The organism is Flavobacterium suncheonense GH29-5 = DSM 17707 (genome assembly GCF_000430025.1).
In the GTDB taxonomy this organism is placed as follows: Bacteria; Bacteroidota; Bacteroidia; order Flavobacteriales; family Flavobacteriaceae; genus Flavobacterium; species Flavobacterium suncheonense.
The window spans coordinates 69279-85886 of record NZ_AUCZ01000007.1 but is presented as its reverse complement, the minus strand read 5'-3'; the positions used below and the strand labels follow the sequence as shown (position 1 = coordinate 85886).

Here is a 16608-nt window from a genome sequence, read left to right as displayed (position 1 = left end):
TGAAGAAAAATCGTATGAAAATTTTAAAATAAATAGGACAAAATTTGTTTTTTTTGTTAAAAAACAAAAAAAGCACCAACTTTCGCCGGTGCTTTCTTTATAAAGTAAGAAGAATTACTTGATTACTAATTTTCTAGTAGCCGTTTTTCCTTCTTCCGTGATTTTAACCATGTAAATACCTGCATTCAATGAAGAAACGTTAATGGTTTCGTTTGCAGTCGTGGTATTTAAAACTTCTTTACCCATTACATCATAAACTGCGATGGTTTTCACCCCGTTGATAGCTGTAGTAATGTGTAGGAAATCGTTTGCCGGGTTAGGGTAAACGTTTAAACCGGAAATGTTGTTGAAAGACGTTGTGCCTAACGTTACATCGTTGATTGATCTTGAAACCACTTGGGCAGTTCCGTTGAAATCTGAAACTAAAACCACTCTGTTAGCGGCTCCTTGAGGGATGATTTCTCCGATGTAATCGGCTTCAGAGAATAGTGTTCTGAAGACAATATCAGTGCCGTCATTAAGGTTATAGTTTTGACCTGAAGCAAATGTAATAGAACCGTCAGCGGTAGTAAATGTAGCGTTGTTTATTTGAACTAATTCACTCTCGTAAGCTTCTATATTTGCGCTAATTGTAGCTGCTGTTACAATTTGCGGAGTCACTGTGTTTCCAGAAGAAGCAACAGTTGCATTTGTTGTTGGTAAAAGTTCAAGAGTTCCGTTGAAGTTTTCAGACTTGCCTTTTAATCCTGAAATAGCATCGCCGATAACCATAGGTGTGGTGATTACTGCAGGATTAGGGTCATGTATTAAAATGGCAGCTGTAGCGTCCTGAACGTACTTCTGGTTATTGGCTGTTCTTGTATAAGTAACTACAGGGTTGCTTGCAATTTGATAATATTTACCAATTCCATTAGCAATTACATCTGCACGTAAAGCTGCTAGGTTTGCTACAGGAGTGTATGCGGCTACGGTAAAAGTAACAGTTGCATTTTGGGCTGGAACAATCGGATTATGAGAATTGTCTACAAGTTGTACAAATACCGTATAGCTTCCTGGAGTTGTGGGAACAGCAATAGGAGTGGTGTCATATTTCATAACAGTTGCTCCTCCATTGATTGTGTAATGAATGTGTCCATCTCCAGTGCCGTTGGCAACATTGAAGTTACTGATGCTTAAAACGACATTTACGTTTGTGGTCTCCGGTGAAAAAGTGGTTCCATTAGCTGGAGAAGTGATCAATATGGATGGAGCTGAAGAACAAACTGATAAAGCTGTAGCAGTATTTCTTGGGCTTGGAGCAGCTGCAATAAAGTCTGCAGCATTGTTATCGGTGTCTGTACAACCATTGTTTAAACGGAATCCTGCAGTTGTGTTCGATAAAGCAACCATTGATGCAGTTTCGTTTCCGTTAGCTGTTCCGAATCCAACTTTATCAACAATTTCAGGACCAACAGGGTTGAGGCTTCCTGGAGGAGTTGTGTAAATGTCATTCATACGGGTTGTAGTGTTAGCCAAAACAACTTTGCCATTAGTTCCTGATAAGTTAATAGCTATGGTGGCATCTGATGCAGGTAAATCAGCGCCATTTGCCCCTCCTTGTCCTTGGATTAATAAATATTGTCCTGGTTGCAGGTCGATGTTTGGTAAAGCACCAACTGTCCATGAACCACCAGTAGCACTGGCATATTGAACTGACCATCCGTTAAGGTTTTGGGGTGCTGCTCCTCTATTGAAAATTTCAATAAAATCGTTTTTGTATTGTGCGCCTGTGTTACCGCCACCACCATACACTTGGGAAATTACAACTTGAGCCTGTGTAGTCAAACCAAAAACGACAAGCAAAAGCAAAGAGTAAATTTTTTTCATATTGAAATGATTTTTAAAAATTGGACAACAAAGATAGGAAGTAATTACGAATCTGTAAAACTTTTAATGTGAAATTAAGGTTAAATTAGGGGCAAGCGGAGAACGTATAATTATCTGATAATTAGCTTTCTGGTTGCTGCGGCGTCGCCTTCTTTAATCTTGATGATGTATACTCCGGGTGAAATCGTTCCGATATACAACTCTTTGTTGGTAAGGTTGGCTTGTAAAACCCGTTTGCCCAATACGTCGAAAATCTCTACTTCTTTTTCGGTATTGGCTTTGGTGGAAATGAAGATGCGGTCTCCTGAAACCGGGTTCGGGTAGATGCTTAAGCCTTCAATTGTGTTTTCCTGGATTTTTCCATTAGAAGTTCCCTTACTCTCCTGAGCACTTGCGCCAAGGGTGAATAAGAAGGTTGCGATAAGAATAATATACAAGTAGTTTTTCTTCATATGGAATTATATTGTGTAAATATAAAAAATATTTTTCAAAATACATGCCAAAAAAAAACGTTCTTCGAAGAAAAGAACGCTTTTTGTGTTTAAAGTTGTTTTTTTAGAATCCAATCGTCCACTGAGTAGCCCATGAGGGTACCGCTGCTCCGTTTCCTGCTCCGGTTGCCGTACCGGTTTCCGCAACTGCCGTTACATCAGCCGTCGTGCCGTCTGTTTTCTTGCCATTAGTGCTGAAAGCCACGCCGTCGAAACCTACTGTTGTCGCTTTTAGCGTAGCGTTGGCAACATAGCTGATGGTCTGGTCGTGCTCCACATCAATGCCGGTTTTGAAATCTTTTAGAAATACATTTGTGAAAATGCCTTTGGTGCCTCTTCGCAGTTTTATGGCCTGATTTTCTGTGTAGATGTTGGCGTCTGCATCACTTCCGGGTCCGATTAAGGTTATATTAGAGATTGTAGGGTTGGAAGTTGGCGTAGCATCAAAGTTAAATTCATAGTTGTCCGCTTCGATTCCTCTGTTTCCTTTTCCGAAATCTAATTTTCCGTACCAGTTGGTGTTGGTTCCGCTCCATCCTTCAGTCCAGTCGAACTGATCGTCTTCGTTGCCGATAGCTACTAAGTTTGAAGTGTTTACCGTTCCGCCAAAGAATTCAAAACCGTCATCAGCACCGTGAAATGCCTGAACGTTTTCCACAATAGTTCCTGAACCCACGCCAAAGAAAGAAATCCCGTTAAATTCTTTAGTCGCATTGAAAGCCGCACCGGCATACTCAATTCGCAAATACTGAAGGATTCCGGAATTGTCGTTCGCAATCGTACCGCCGTAGGTTAAATCAGCCACTTCAGATTGTGCCGTAACCGAACCGATATTGATGGGCGCTTTTCCGCAAATAACCAATCCGCCCCAGTCGCCCGGAGCTTTGTTTGCTTTTCCGCTCGTAAAGATTACCGGATTGGCCGCTGTTCCCAATACGTTGATTTTTCCACCCTGAGCCACGGCGATGTACGAACTGGTTCCGTTCATGCCTTCAATTCGGGTTCCTGCAGGGATTATAAGGGTTGCTCCTGTGTTTACCTGTATTTTACCAGTCAGCTTGTACACAGAGCCTGCCTGTAAAGTAACAGTTCCGTCGTTAATGTTGCCCTGAAAATTAGTAACATCGGCAACAAAGGAAGAAGACGGAGCTGTTGGTGCATCCTCTTCCGGTTTTGTACAACCGGTTAAAACCGCAGCCGACATCATAAAAAGTCCGAATAATTTAAAAAAGGAATTTTTCATTTTTTCTTTGTGTTTAATAGTTATTTGATGAAACAAAGTTGCGGGATGTTTTGCGGAAAGGCGTTAAGCGATTGTGAATATTTGTTTAAGTTTTGTTGCGTTTTGCGTTGCCCTAATGTTATGAACGGTAATAAATTAGCTGAAGAAAATCAGAATTGGTAATTCATGCCCAAACTTAAGCTGATGCCTTTGGTGTAGGTTAACAAGGTAACATCACCGTTGTTGTTTTCCTGTACTCTTTCAATTTTGGGATTCAGAAGGTTTTTGGCGCTGAAGTTCAGTCCTAAATTCTTGTTGATTTTTGATTTGAAGATAAAATCCAGCGTACCGACCGCTTTATCCACCACATCGCCTCTGAAATTGGTTCCGATAGAGTACAAACGATCTGAAAAGTAAGAGTACGCCAAGGTTCCCATAATGTTACTCTCTTTGTTGTTCCATTCTCTCAGTAAAGTAAGATCGGCATTAACCAATAATGGAGAAGCGCCTGTAAAACCGGATTTACTGTTCGTAAATACCACACCGTATTTTGTTTCTTTTTGTACTTTTTCACTGCTTAAGTCTTGCGTGGTGTACATGTAAGAAGCGTTTAGACCGGCTGTTAACTTGTTGTTGCTGAATTCGCCGATTACTTTTCGTACTTCAGCTTCAATTCCCGCTACATAACCCTTGTCTCCGGTGTTTACGAAGGAAATATCGTTGGTGGAAGAGGCAATGGTGATTTCATTAATCGGGTTCATAATGTATTTTCCGAAAGCACCCACCGAGATGATTTCTTCCGATTTAGGGAACAGTTCCCATTTGATGTCCACATTATAGTTGTCAGAAGGATACAAATAAGGATTTCCGACTTTTACCTCGTCAATTTCTTCGTATACAAACAGCGCTCTTTCTTTAAATTGCGGCAACGTATATGTTTTGCTGGTTCCGAAACGCAGGTTTTGTTTGTTGTTTACTTCGTATTTTAAAATGGCATTCGGCAAGAAAGCATTTTTCTCAAAAACATCTTTAGCGCCAATCGGGTCCAGCTGGGTTTTCCATTTTACCTTCTGATAAATGGTTTCGCCTCTAACACTCAGCGAAGCGGTCAGTTTGTCGGAAAATTTATAGTCTGCCGTAAGATAGATCCCGTGAATGTACTGAGCGCCGGTATAACGTTGCGGTGTTAAGGCGGCAGGATCGTCAACACCGCCGGAATAGGTGAAGATGTTGAAATATTCGTTGGTATAATTTTCCGGATTGTAAAACAAATCCAGATTGTCAATGTCTACGAGCGTAGTTAAATAAGGCACTTCGGTTTTAAAGTTAAATTGCGTCGCTTTAAACGTTCTGGTTTTGGAACGGCCGTTGTATCCCGCGGTTAATTTTCCTTTAAATTCTTCATTCTGATTTTTTTGAAAAGCATAGGATAAGGAGGCGTTCACTACATTTTCTTCCTCGGTTAAACGTTGATAGTAACGGTTGTTGTCCGGACGGGACTGTGAAATAATCTGGTAGCCGGTGTCGGTTTTTCGAAAACTGTTCGTTACCCGGTCCGGCATGTCACCTTCGATGGTGTTTCTCGCCATGCCCCAATTGGCTTTGATGCGCTCGCCAAATTTATGTTCTCCTAATAACTGGCTGATAGACAAAGTGTTTTTTTCGTATTTGGTACGACGGATCAAACCGTTTCGATCGTTGGCTAAATCAGCAACATAACCAAAATACTCACTGTTGGATTCGCCGGATGTATTGATGAAAACCGAGTTGAAATTTATTTTATGATTGCTGTTGATTTTGTATCCGATGTTGGCCAATCCGGTAGTATTGGTGTTGTAACCATTAGCCGAGTACGTTTCGAAATCCTTATTGATTAAACTGGCATCACCATTCACACCGCCTTTAACACGACCGTGCTGTCTTGACGTATATTCGTTGTTGAAGGAACCGGTAGCAAAAACACTCAATTTTCCTGAAACACCCACGTTGAAAGATTTTCCGCCCGAAACCCCAAACGAACCGGAAAAAGGTGCACGTTCTTCCATTGTAAGTGTTTTGAATTCGTAAGTACCAATGGTTTTAGGATTTGAAGGATTGCTGAAGCCAAACACATTATAGCCTTTCTGTAATTTAAAATGATCTTCGGAAACGGCATTGGTATTCGCGCCCGTGCCGATATCCAGTCTGAACATTCCGATGCCTTTAAAATCTTTCGATACAATATCGATATTTCCGCCGGCAAAATCTCCGGTAATTCTTCCGGTGTAAACTTTATCGATGGAAACCAATTCCACAATATCGGTCGGGAAAATATCCAGGGAAATGTTTTTCTTCTCCGGATTGTTGGACGGAATCGGCAAACCGTTCAGGGTAGTCGAGTTGTAACGATCGCCCAGACCCCTAACGTAAATGTTTCCGGAACCTTCCTGTTTGGTAATCCCGGTAGTCTTGGCAACCGCTGTAGCGACATCACTTACCCCTTTGCGGGACAATTCCTGGGCCCCGATGGTTTGTTTGATTTCCACCGCTTTTTTCTGTTCGGCCAATAAAGTGGTTTCTTTATGGCGGTTTGGTTCTGTTTTTATGACTACATCTTCAAGCGCAACGCCTTTCATGTCCAACGCCAGATTGATGGTTTTGGTTTCGTTTGCGGCAATGGTAAACGGTACTTCTGCGCTTTCGTACCCCAGGAAAGAAACGACCAGAACATGGCTTCCTTCGGAAACGGTTAAGGTGTATTTTCCGTTTTCATCGGTATTTGTACCGTTGGTGGTGCCTTTTACCAGTACCGTTGCAAACGGAAGAACTTCGTTGTTCAGGTTTTTGTCGGTAATCATTCCGGCTACTGTTCCTTTTTGGGCAAAACCTGAAAGTGTAGCAAAGAAAGCGACAAGTAAAAACTTAAATTTCATCAGTGTGTGTTGCTTTAATTTTGGAGCAAAGGAACTCCGGATACGTTAATCGGGTGTTACACCCTTGTTATCCTTTTGTTGGTGTTGCATTACCAAATTGTTAAGACATTAAATAATCGTTAACTGTTGTCGTGCAACGTACAGCGTTTTGTATTATCTTTACCTTTACAACCCGAAAACACATAAGAGTGTCACAGGTATGAAAAAGAAAGACATTAAGATTTTACTGGTTGACGACGAGCAGGACATCCTCGAAATTGTGGGGTATAACCTGTCTCAGGAAGGGTATCAGATTATAACCGCAAATAACGGTAAAGAAGCGATTGCCAAAGCCAAAAAAGAATTGCCACACCTTATTATCATGGACGTGATGATGCCGGAAATGGATGGGATAGAGGCTTGCGAAAACATCCGCCGGATTCCGGAACTGTCTCATGTAATCATCACCTTCCTAACCGCCAGAAGCGAAGATTATTCCCAGGTAGCCGGTTTTGATGCCGGAGCCGACGATTATATTGCCAAACCCATCAAACCCAAAGTACTGGTGAGCAAAGTAAAAGCCTTGCTGCGTCGTCTGAAAGAAGCGGAAAAAAGCAGCGATGTGCTGAAAATCGGCGATATCGAAATTAACCGTGAGGAGTATAAAATCATCAACGCGGGTACTGAAATCGTTTTACCAAGAAAAGAGTTCGAACTGTTCTACCTATTGGCTTCCAAACCCGGAAAAGTATTCAAAAGGGAAGAAATCCTGGACAAGGTTTGGGGCAACGAAGTTGTGGTAGGCGGGAGAACCATCGATGTACACATCAGAAAATTAAGGGAAAAAATCGGCGACGAACTGTTTAAAACTATAAAAGGAGTAGGCTATAAGCTGGAGCTGTAAATGAGTATCAATTTCAAGAAATCGTACAAATTTGCGATCAAATCATCGTTTTACGTTACCCTTTTTGCTACGGGTTTGGTTGCTGTTTTGCTGTATCTTTTTTTTGAAATCAATTACCAATTCCTTGCGTTGTTCGGACTGGCCACACTTTGCTTTTCTTTTTTTGTGTTGCAGTTCCGCGTGGAAAAATTCATCTACAAACGCGTGAAAAAAATCTACGACGACGTATCGCTTTTGGATTCCACAACACTGCGCAATCAGCCCATTACCACCGATATGGCCACCTTAACTCAGGACGTTCAGAAGTTTGCCCGGGAGAAGAAAATCGAAATCGAAACCTTAAAAATCCGCGAAGAATACCGGAGAGAATTTCTGGGGAATGTGTCGCACGAACTGAAAACCCCGTTGTTTACCGTGCAGGGTTATCTTTCCACATTATTGGACGGCGCCATGAACGACAAAACCATCCGCAAAAAATATTTGGAAAGGGCCGAAAAAGGTGTGGAGCGCCTTATCCACATTGTAAAAGATCTCGACATGATTACCAAACTGGAAGCCGGCGACCTTAATCTCGATTTCACCAGATTCAACATCGTAGACGTGGTACAGAATGTGTTCGATCTGCTTGAAATGAAAGCCGATGAAAAGAACATCATGCTCATGTTCGACATGAAATACACCAAACCGATTATGGTGTGGGCTGATGAGGAAAAAATCCAGCAGGTTTTAACAAATCTGGTGATGAATTCCATCAAGCACGGCAAAGAAAACGGCACTACGGAAATCAGTATAGAAGATTTGGTCAACAACAAAATCATCGTCCGCGTTACCGACAACGGCGAAGGCATTCAGAAACAATACATTCCGCGTCTGTTTGAGCGTTTCTTCCGGGTCGACAAAAGCGGCGCGCGTTCCGAAGGCGGTTCCGGCCTGGGCTTGTCCATAGTAAAACACATCATCGAAGCCCACCATCAGAAAATATACGTGGAAAGCAAATACGGGTACGGCTCAGAATTCTCCTTCACGCTGGAAAAAGCCGAATAAATATTATGTAAAAACCGTAAAAAGTTGGTTCCAGTCCGTTTCGTTTTTGCCGGTCTCTTTTAAGCCTTTGTACAAATCCACTTCCAATAGGCGTTCTACTCTGAAATCGTCTTGTTTGCAGTACGGCACCAGTCCTTTTTTCTTTAATTTTTTCGCCAGATATTCCTGTTCGTATTGTCCCGGCGTCGGAATGAAAAAGGCTTTTTTGCCGAGTTTCGCCAAATCCATAATCGTCGTATAACCGGAGCGGCTTACCACCATTTTACTTTGGTTGAAGGTCCATTCGAGTTGGTCAGAAGTCATAAAATTGTAATACGTCAGCTTCCCTTCCCGGGTAATTTGCTGTTCGGGTTCCACCACACCGCGGATAAAAATAATACTGCCGTCGTAATGCTGCAGTTCGTCTTTCAGTTTGGTTTCCAGAAGGGTACGTTGTGGTTCCGGGCCTGAAAGTACAACCATTAGGTCATAAATTTTTTCCGTTGGTTTTTTCCGGAAACGGCTTAACGGGCCAAGGTGTTTTATGTTTAATGTACTGTTGTCTTTTAAATGGCCGAGTTTTCCGGAAAGATTTGGTTTTTTGGCGTTGTCAGGCACCCAGCATTCCGCAAATTTTTTGATGAAATAATGATGCATTTTGGTGGACAGCCAAGACGTGTTTCCTGTTAAAACATTTAGTTGATGGGTGATGAAAACCGACGGAACCTTTGCGGAATGAATGCCCAGTCGGTTATCGGAAATAATGCCGTCAAGTTGCAGTTCGGTTACCCATTTTCGGACAATTTTGCGTTCTGCTCGAACCGCTGTAATCAGTTTTGGGAGTTGTCTGAAAAGTTTCCATTTGAAATTTTCACCGTTTTGGGCGTATTCAATATTGTAAGAAGGAAGTTCCAACGCCTGTAAATGCGGGAATTCTTTTTTCAGTAAGGCCAAGGCGTTGCCGTCTGAGGCGATAACCGGTTCGAAGCTGTTTTTTTCCAACGCTTCAAGGATTGGGATGCATCGGGTGGCATGTCCTAAACCCCAATTTAACGGGGTGACCAGAATTCTTTTTTTAGACATTTTTTCAGGTAAACAGCTATAAATTACGGTAACTATTTCAAAACCAATGAATTTCGATTAAATTTATATCTTTAGAGCGAAATAATTACTGCAAAGTAACGCTATTTTTATTGGTATATTATTCCTTAATTTTGCCAAAAATTCAAATTAAGCTGTGGGAAGTAAAAATAAATTAAAACGATTCAACGAAAATGCTACCTTTAATAACGTGTTTCAGCCAACGCGCGAAGAACTGATTAATGGTGAATTTCCGTTGAAAGGCAAGTGGAATAAAGAAGTATTTAAAAACAACCATCCTTTGGTTCTGGAGTTGGGTTGCGGGAAAGGCGAATATTCGGTCGGATTGGCAGAACGCTATCCGGAGAAAAATTTTATCGGGATTGATATCAAAGGCGCGCGCTTTTGGAGAGGCGCCAAGACCGCGGTAGAAGGCGGTATGCATAACGTAGCCTTTTTACGCACGCAAATCGAACTGATTGAAAACTGTTTTGCCGAAGGCGAAGTGTCTGAAATCTGGATTACCTTCCCCGATCCGCAAATCAAATACAAACGCACCAAACACCGACTGACCAACTCGGAGTTTTTACAGCGCTACAAAAAAATTCTGAAACACGGTGGACTGATGAACCTGAAAACCGACAGCGAATTCATGCACGGGTACACCTTAGGTTTGTTGCACGGACAGGGACACGAAGTGATTTACGCCAACCATAACGTGTACCGAAACGAAGGCGCTCCGGAAGAGGTAACCGCCATTCAGACGTTTTACGAAAGCCAGTATCTGGAACAGAACAAACCAATTACCTACATCCAGTTTAAAATCAGATAGATGAACTACTTTTTGCCGCTCATATTAGGGTTTACGGCCGCTTCCATCGGAGTGGCGCCGCCGGGTTTATTAAATATGACCGCGGCAAAAGTAAGCGCCGTCGACGGTCGTAACCGGGCCTTGATTTTTGCCCTGGGCGCGAGTGTCACCGTTTTGTTTCAGACGTATGTGGCGGTTTTATTTGCCAAATTTATCGACAGAAACCCCGATGTGGTCATTTTGCTTCAGGAAGTCGGATTGTTTATTTTTATCGGACTCACCGGATATTTCTTCTGGGCCGGTAAAAAGAAAAAAAAGACGCAGGCGGAAGAACTCAAAATAAAGAGCAAAACCAGTCGTTTTTTTCTCGGAATGCTGCTGTCTTTTCTGAATTTATTGCCGATTCCGTACTATGTGTTTCTGAGTGTCTGGTTTTCCCGGAAAGGATGGTTTTTCTTTAACCAATCGTACATCTGGCTGTTTGTTTTGGGAACGGTAGTAGGTTCTTTTTTAATGTTTTACCTCTATATTTTGTTTTTTAAAAAGAGAGAAACCACAGAACCTTCTTTTCTGATGAAAAACGGCAATTACATCATCGGAACTGTTACCGGAATCATTTCCGTGGTTACCTTGATAAAGATTTTAAAGAGCTGATATGGCCGCCGATACTGATAATTTCTTCGAACGCGTTTATGTCGTCGCCCGACAGATTCCGTACGGAAAAGTAACCTCGTATGGTGCAATCGCCAAAGCATTAGGAGCTGCCCGTTCCGCCAGAATGGTGGGTTGGGCGATGAACGCATCTCATTTACAAGACGACATTCCGGCCCATCGCGTAGTAAACCGCAACGGTGTTTTAACCGGAAAGCACCATTTTGACGGCACCAATCTTATGCAGCAGTTGCTGGAAAGCGAAGGCATTAAGGTGAAAAACAATCAGATTGTGGATTTTGAAAAACATTTCTGGACACCTGAAATTCAATTTTAAACGGATTTTTTCACAAAACTTTTACGATTTCCGGTACCGGGATTAAACTTTTCAGGTTATCTTTGCAATCGAGAATCAGTCTTAATAAAGAATTGATTCCGAAAGATTTAAAGCATTCACAATACCATGAAATTAGACAGAAAAGAAATTCTTAGCGCGTTGGAAACCATTTCCATAGCCGGAGAAGGAAAAAATATGGTCGAAAGCGGTGCCGTGCAAAACGTCATGACTTTCGGCGACGAGGTAGTAGTAGATTTGTTGTTAACCACCCCAGCGATGCACATTAAAAAACGCGCCGAGGTAGACATCATGAAAGTTATCCACGAAAAAATCTACGATAAAGCCAAAGTAAAAGTGAACATCAAGGTGGAAGCGCCGGAAAAACCGCAAATCAAAGGGAAAGCCATTCCGGGCATCAGCAATATTATTGCCGTTTCTTCTGGAAAAGGTGGTGTGGGGAAATCGACTATCACCGCAAATTTAGCCGTAACCTTAGCCAACATGGGCTTTAAAGTCGGGGTTTTGGATGCCGATATTTATGGGCCGTCCATGCCGATTATGTTCGACGTGGAAGGCGCGAAACCGATCTCGGTTGAGGTAGACGGAAAATCCAAAATGAAGCCGATTACCGGTTATGGCGTGGAAATTTTGTCTATCGGATTCTTCACCAGCCCGGATCAGGCGGTAATCTGGAGAGGCCCCATGGCAGCTAAAGCCTTAAACCAAATGATTTTCGATGCCGATTGGGGTGAACTGGATTTCATGTTGTTAGACTTGCCACCGGGAACCGGAGACATTCACTTGTCCATCATGCAATCGTTGCCGATTACCGGAGCGGTTGTCGTGAGTACCCCGCAGGCCGTAGCCTTAGCCGATGCCAAAAAAGGCGTAGCGATGTTCCAGAACGAAAGCATCAACGTGCCGGTTTTGGGGATTATCGAAAATATGGCCTACTTCACACCGGAAGAATTGCCAAATAACAAATATTACATCTTCGGAAAAGAAGGTGCCAAAAACCTTGCAGAAGACTTAAACGTGCCGTTTTTAGGTGAAGTGCCTATCGTACAAAGCATCCGCGAAGCAGGGGATTATGGTCGTCCGGCAGCCATGCAAACCGCAACACCGGTACAGGCCGCTTTCGAAGCTTTAGCAAGAAACGTAGTGGAAGAAACCATTCGCCGCAACGACAACCTTCCGCCTACCGAAGCGATTAAAATAACCACTATGGCAGGCTGTTCAGCGGTAAAAAGGAATTAGTTAATTGAAATTTGAAGATTTGAAATGGCGGAATACCTAATTTTTTCAATCTTTAAATTTTTCAATCTTTAAATAAGATTATGAATACACAAGAATTAAAATCAACCATAGAAAAAGCGCTGGAGGAAATCCGTCCGTTTTTAAATTCCGACGGAGGCGACATCACCTTGGTCGATATTGAAGACGATAAACACGTGAAAGTGCGTTTGGAAGGGGCTTGTACCTCGTGCAAAATCAACCAGATGACCTTGAAAGCAGGAGTGGAAACCACCATTAAAAAGTATGCGCCACAAATCGAAACCGTGGTAAACGTAGCGTAGTATAAAACATGATAGAGCATGGTGATTTGTTGAAGGAAGAAAATACCTGACAGTCACTGGCTGTCCTCCTTTTAATTTCAAATCTCACGCAAACCTGACATTAATCATGTTTGGTAGTTTTATAATGAACTAACTTTGTCATTCAATAACATAGTTAGTCAGTAACTTTAAAAAAATGATTGAAACAGATATACTCATCATCGGTGCTGGTCCTACGGGGCTTTTTGCCGTTTTTGAAGCCGGGCTTTTAAAATTAAAATGCCATATCATCGACGGGCTGCCGCAACCGGGCGGACAGTTAACCGAATTGTACCCTAAAAAACCCATCTTCGATATTCCGGGGTTTCCTTCGGTTTTGGCCGGTGACTTGGTCAACAACTTAATGGAACAAATCAAACAGTTCCAGCCGGGGTTTACCTTAGGCGAAGTAGCCGAAAAAATCCAAAAACTGGACGACGGCACCTTCATCGTAACCACCAACAAAGGAACGGAACATAAAGCCAAAGCAGTAGCCATTGCCGGCGGTTTGGGAAGTTTCGAACCCCGAAAACCCATTCTGAAAGATTTGGAATTCTACGAACTGGAAGATAGAGGTGTGGAATATTTTGTAAAAGATCCCGAAAAATACCGTGGCAAACGCGTAGTAATTTCCGGAGGTGGTGATTCGGCGCTGGACTGGAGTATTTTCCTTTCCAATGTGGCTTCCGAGGTAACTTTGGTACACCGCAGAAACGAATTCCGCGGCGCTTTGGACTCCGTGGAAAAAGTACAGGAACTGAAACATGCCGGGAAAATCAGACTCATCACGCCGGGTGAAGTCATTGGTTTTAAGGGTTCGGAACGCATCGAATCGGTAGACATCGAAGTAAACGGCGCCCGCATGAACGTGGAAACGGATTATTTTATTCCGCTCTTTGGGTTAACGCCAAAATTAGGCCCAATTGCACACTGGGGCTTGGAAATCGAGAAGAACGCCATCGTCGTAAACAACGCCTTGGACTATCAGACCAATATCGAAGGCATTTATGCGATTGGCGATGTGAACACCTATCCGGGCAAATTAAAACTGATTCTTTGTGGTTTTCACGAAGCGACGTTAATGTGCCAATCGGTATACAACAAATTGAATCCGGGTAAAAAATACGTGTTGAAATACACCACGGTTTCCGGTGTAGACGGTTTCGACGGAAGCCGAAAAGAAGCGGAAAAAGCTGTCGTAAAAGCTATAGAGTAAGATGAGTCAAGATGTAACCATATATATCACCGACCGCAACGGTCAAAGACACGAAGTTCAGGCACCCACCGACATGAACATGAATGTGATGGAAGTTATCCGCTCCTACGAATTGGCAGAGGAAGGAACCATCGGGATTTGTGGCGGTATGGCTATGTGTGCGTCCTGTCAGTGTTATATTCTCAACGATGTGGTTTCGTTAGAGCGCAATCCGGAAGAAGAGGCGATGCTTTGGGAGGCTTATCACGTTAAAGACAATTCGCGTTTAGGCTGCCAGATTCCCATTACCGAAGATTTAGAAGGCTTGGAGCTTGAAATTGCTCCGGAACAATAAAAAACAAAAATCCCGATACACTCGGGATTTTTTTATGTAGTAGCCAAATGCTTTTCTTTAATCTGTTCTTCGATGGCGTCCCATAAACCGATGCGTTTCTCCAAAGCCTGTTTGGAAACCGCTTCCACTTCTTTCCATTTTTGGCTGTCTTCACCGCACAATTCGGTAATCATCTGCAGGGCCATCGGGCCGTGGTCGTCGGCATCCAGTTCGATGTGGCGCTCGAAATAGTAAATCAGTTTGGATAAATCCGCTTGCGGGAAATTGGTTTTGAAGTTTTTCAGAATTTCGGTAAACATCTCCGGAATCAAATCTTCCCGTCCAAAAGTAAAGGCCGCGGCAATTTCATGCGGTTTTCCCTGTTCAATCACGCGGAAGGTAAAGTCCAGAAAGTCTTTGATTTTCGGATTCAGATCGCTGATGCGGATGGAAACAAAAATGTTTTGCATCGCAATGACGCTCTCCAGAAAAACATCAATTTCCTGGGTGTTGGCACCACAGGCTTTCATGGCATCGAGATACATCTCAAAATGGCTTTGTCTTTTGCCGTCTGCATTGAGATCCGATTCTTCCGCCAGCACAATGGCGTTGATTAAATAGCGCATCTCCGGATTGGGTGAGGCAAACCAAGGCGCAGTGGTACAGGTGAGTTTCATCTGTAAAGCTTTCAGCAGGGACATGAAATCCCAAACGGCATACACGTGATATTCCAGAAAGTGGTGTAAATCGTCAAGGTTTTGAATCTGAGCGTATAACTCGTGGTTCAGCAGTTGTTCTTTTAACGGTTGAACCGCCTGATTGATGGTTTGAATTTTCATGGGGCATTTGTATTAATTGCAAAAACAAATGGGTTGCATTGGTGTTTGCTATACAAAATTAAAAAAGCTTCCCGTTTTAGAGAAGCTTTTAACATTGATTTTTATCAAAAATTAAGAAGGAATCTTATTTGAAGGCCGAGAAACCAGTCACATCCATACCGGTGATTAACAGGTGGATATCGTGAGTTCCTTCGTAAGTAATCACCGATTCTAAGTTCATCATGTGTCGCATGATAGAGTATTCACCGGTGATTCCCATTCCGCCTAACATTTGTCTTGCTTCACGGGCAATTTCAATAGCCATGTTCACGTTGTTGCGTTTCGCCATGGAAATCTGAGCAGAAGTCGCTCTTCCTTCGTTGCGTAAAACGCCTAATCTCCAGGTTAATAACTGTGCTTTAGTGATTTCAGTAATCATTTCCGCCAATTTCTTTTGCTGTAATTGCGTCGCACCGATTGGTTTGTCGAACTGGATACGTTCTTTGGAATATCTTAAAGCCGTATCGTAACAGTCCATAGCGGCACCGATAGCACCCCAGGCAATTCCGTAACGCGCTGAATCCAAACAGCCCAGCGGAGCACCTAAGCCGGATTTGTTCGGTAAAAGGTTTTCTTTCGGAACTTTTACATTATCGAAGATAAGCTCTCCGGTAGCGGAAGCTCTCAAAGACCATTTGTTGTGCGTTTCCGGAGTAGAGAAGCCTTCCATACCTCTTTCCACGATTAATCCGTGAATGCGGCCTTCTTCGTTTTTAGCCCAAACCACTGCGATATCCGCGAAAGGTGCGTTGGAAATCCACATTTTGGCTCCGTTTAATAAGTAATGGTCGCCCATATCTTTGAAATTCGTTACCATGCCACCCGGGTTGGAACCGTAATCCGGCTCGGTCAAACCGAAACAGCCAATCCATTCTCCGGTAGCTAATTTAGGCAGGTATTTCATGCGTTGTTCTTCGTTTCCGTATTTCCAAATCGGATACATTACCAGCGAAGACTGAACGGAAGAAGTCGAACGAACTCCGGAATCCCCGCGCTCGATTTCCTGCATGATCAATCCGTAAGAGATCTGGTCTAAACCGGCACCGCCATATTCCGCCGGGATATAAGGGCCAAAACCACCGATTTCCGCCAGACCTTTAATCAGTTGTTTTGGGAATTCCGCTTTTTGGGCGTATTCTTCAATGATTGGAGATACATCGCGCTTTACCCAGGCACGGGCAGCGTCACGTACTAATTTATGTTCTTCTGTTAGTAAATCGTCTAACAGGTAGTAATCAGGAGCTTGAAATAAATCTGGTTTCATTGTTGTTTGTTATTTTGGTTCACAAAAGTACAGAAAGATATTTAACTTATCATTTTGTGTGAGTGA

The 16608-nt window shown here is 42.8% G+C and carries 16 protein-coding genes; 9 read left to right on the top strand and 7 right to left on the bottom strand.

Annotated features, from left to right (window positions below; all coding sequences use genetic code 11):
• Positions 1 to 114 precede the first annotated feature (114 nt).
• From G498_RS0104355 to G498_RS0104340, 4 genes are all read right to left on the bottom strand, one after another.
• Positions 115 to 1848 carry a T9SS type A sorting domain-containing protein gene (locus G498_RS0104355; protein WP_161625334.1) on the bottom strand — a complete coding sequence of 578 codons (1734 nt, stop codon included), beginning with the start codon at positions 1846 to 1848 and terminating at the stop codon, positions 115 to 117.
• 128 nt (positions 1849 to 1976) lie between these two features.
• Entirely contained in the window at positions 1977 to 2318 is a 342-nt protein-coding gene (locus G498_RS0104350) for a T9SS type A sorting domain-containing protein (RefSeq protein WP_026980031.1), read from the bottom strand.
• A gap of 103 nt (positions 2319 to 2421) precedes the next feature.
• On the bottom strand, positions 2422 to 3600 hold the full coding sequence (locus G498_RS0104345) for a hypothetical protein (protein ID WP_026980030.1): 1179 nt from the start codon (positions 3598 to 3600) through the stop codon (positions 2422 to 2424).
• A gap of 149 nt (positions 3601 to 3749) precedes the next feature.
• The gene (locus tag G498_RS0104340) at positions 3750 to 6491 is read right to left on the bottom strand and encodes a TonB-dependent receptor (RefSeq protein WP_026980029.1); all 2742 of its coding nucleotides are present in this window, start codon (positions 6489 to 6491) and stop codon (positions 3750 to 3752) included.
• A gap of 199 nt (positions 6492 to 6690) precedes the next feature.
• On the opposite strand from G498_RS0104340, the gene G498_RS0104335 reads away from it, so the two are divergent.
• On the top strand, positions 6691 to 7374 hold the full coding sequence (locus G498_RS0104335) for a response regulator transcription factor (RefSeq protein WP_026980028.1): 684 nt from the start codon (positions 6691 to 6693) through the stop codon (positions 7372 to 7374).
• On the top strand, positions 7375 to 8418 hold the full coding sequence (locus G498_RS0104330) for a sensor histidine kinase (protein ID WP_026980027.1): 1044 nt from the start codon (positions 7375 to 7377) through the stop codon (positions 8416 to 8418).
• 3 nt (positions 8419 to 8421) lie between these two features.
• On the opposite strand, the gene G498_RS0104325 is transcribed toward G498_RS0104330, so the two are convergent.
• Positions 8422 to 9480 (bottom strand): glycosyltransferase, encoded by a 1059-nt coding sequence (locus tag G498_RS0104325; protein ID WP_035743972.1) that lies wholly within the window; start codon positions 9478 to 9480, stop codon positions 8422 to 8424.
• Positions 9481 to 9634: 154 nt separating this feature from the next.
• On the opposite strand from G498_RS0104325, the gene trmB reads away from it, so the two are divergent.
• The 7 genes from trmB to G498_RS0104290 all read left to right on the top strand — a co-directional run bounded on the left by trmB (position 9635) and on the right by G498_RS0104290 (position 14421).
• Positions 9635 to 10309, top strand: a complete 675-nt coding sequence (trmB, locus tag G498_RS0104320; protein WP_026980025.1) for a tRNA (guanosine(46)-N7)-methyltransferase TrmB — start codon at positions 9635 to 9637, stop codon at positions 10307 to 10309.
• Positions 10310 to 10942 carry a LysE family transporter gene (locus G498_RS0104315; protein ID WP_026980024.1) on the top strand — a complete coding sequence of 211 codons (633 nt, stop codon included), beginning with the start codon at positions 10310 to 10312 and terminating at the stop codon, positions 10940 to 10942.
• A gap of 1 nt (position 10943) precedes the next feature.
• Complete coding sequence (locus tag G498_RS0104310; protein WP_026980023.1) at positions 10944 to 11276, top strand: MGMT family protein; 333 nt, start codon at positions 10944 to 10946, stop codon at positions 11274 to 11276.
• Positions 11277 to 11402: 126 nt separating this feature from the next.
• Complete coding sequence (locus G498_RS0104305; protein WP_026980022.1) at positions 11403 to 12533, top strand: Mrp/NBP35 family ATP-binding protein; 1131 nt, start codon at positions 11403 to 11405, stop codon at positions 12531 to 12533.
• Between the two features lie 80 nt (positions 12534 to 12613).
• A complete protein-coding gene (locus tag G498_RS0104300) occupies positions 12614 to 12853 on the top strand; it encodes a NifU family protein (protein ID WP_026980021.1) in 240 nt (79 codons plus the stop codon).
• Positions 12854 to 13028: 175 nt separating this feature from the next.
• The gene (locus G498_RS0104295; RefSeq protein ID WP_026980020.1) at positions 13029 to 14087 is read left to right on the top strand and encodes an NAD(P)/FAD-dependent oxidoreductase; all 1059 of its coding nucleotides are present in this window, start codon (positions 13029 to 13031) and stop codon (positions 14085 to 14087) included.
• A gap of 1 nt (position 14088) precedes the next feature.
• The gene (locus G498_RS0104290) at positions 14089 to 14421 is read left to right on the top strand and encodes a 2Fe-2S iron-sulfur cluster-binding family protein (protein WP_026980019.1); all 333 of its coding nucleotides are present in this window, start codon (positions 14089 to 14091) and stop codon (positions 14419 to 14421) included.
• A gap of 32 nt (positions 14422 to 14453) precedes the next feature.
• On the opposite strand, the gene G498_RS0104285 is transcribed toward G498_RS0104290, so the two are convergent.
• Together G498_RS0104285 and G498_RS0104280 are read right to left on the bottom strand one after the other, a co-directional pair.
• Positions 14454 to 15239, bottom strand: coding sequence for a DUF3050 domain-containing protein (locus tag G498_RS0104285; protein WP_026980018.1), 786 nt, complete (start codon positions 15237 to 15239; stop codon positions 14454 to 14456).
• A 124-nt stretch (positions 15240 to 15363) separates the two neighbouring features.
• The gene (locus G498_RS0104280; protein ID WP_026980017.1) at positions 15364 to 16542 is read right to left on the bottom strand and encodes an acyl-CoA dehydrogenase family protein; all 1179 of its coding nucleotides are present in this window, start codon (positions 16540 to 16542) and stop codon (positions 15364 to 15366) included.
• Positions 16543 to 16608: the final 66 nt, after the last annotated feature.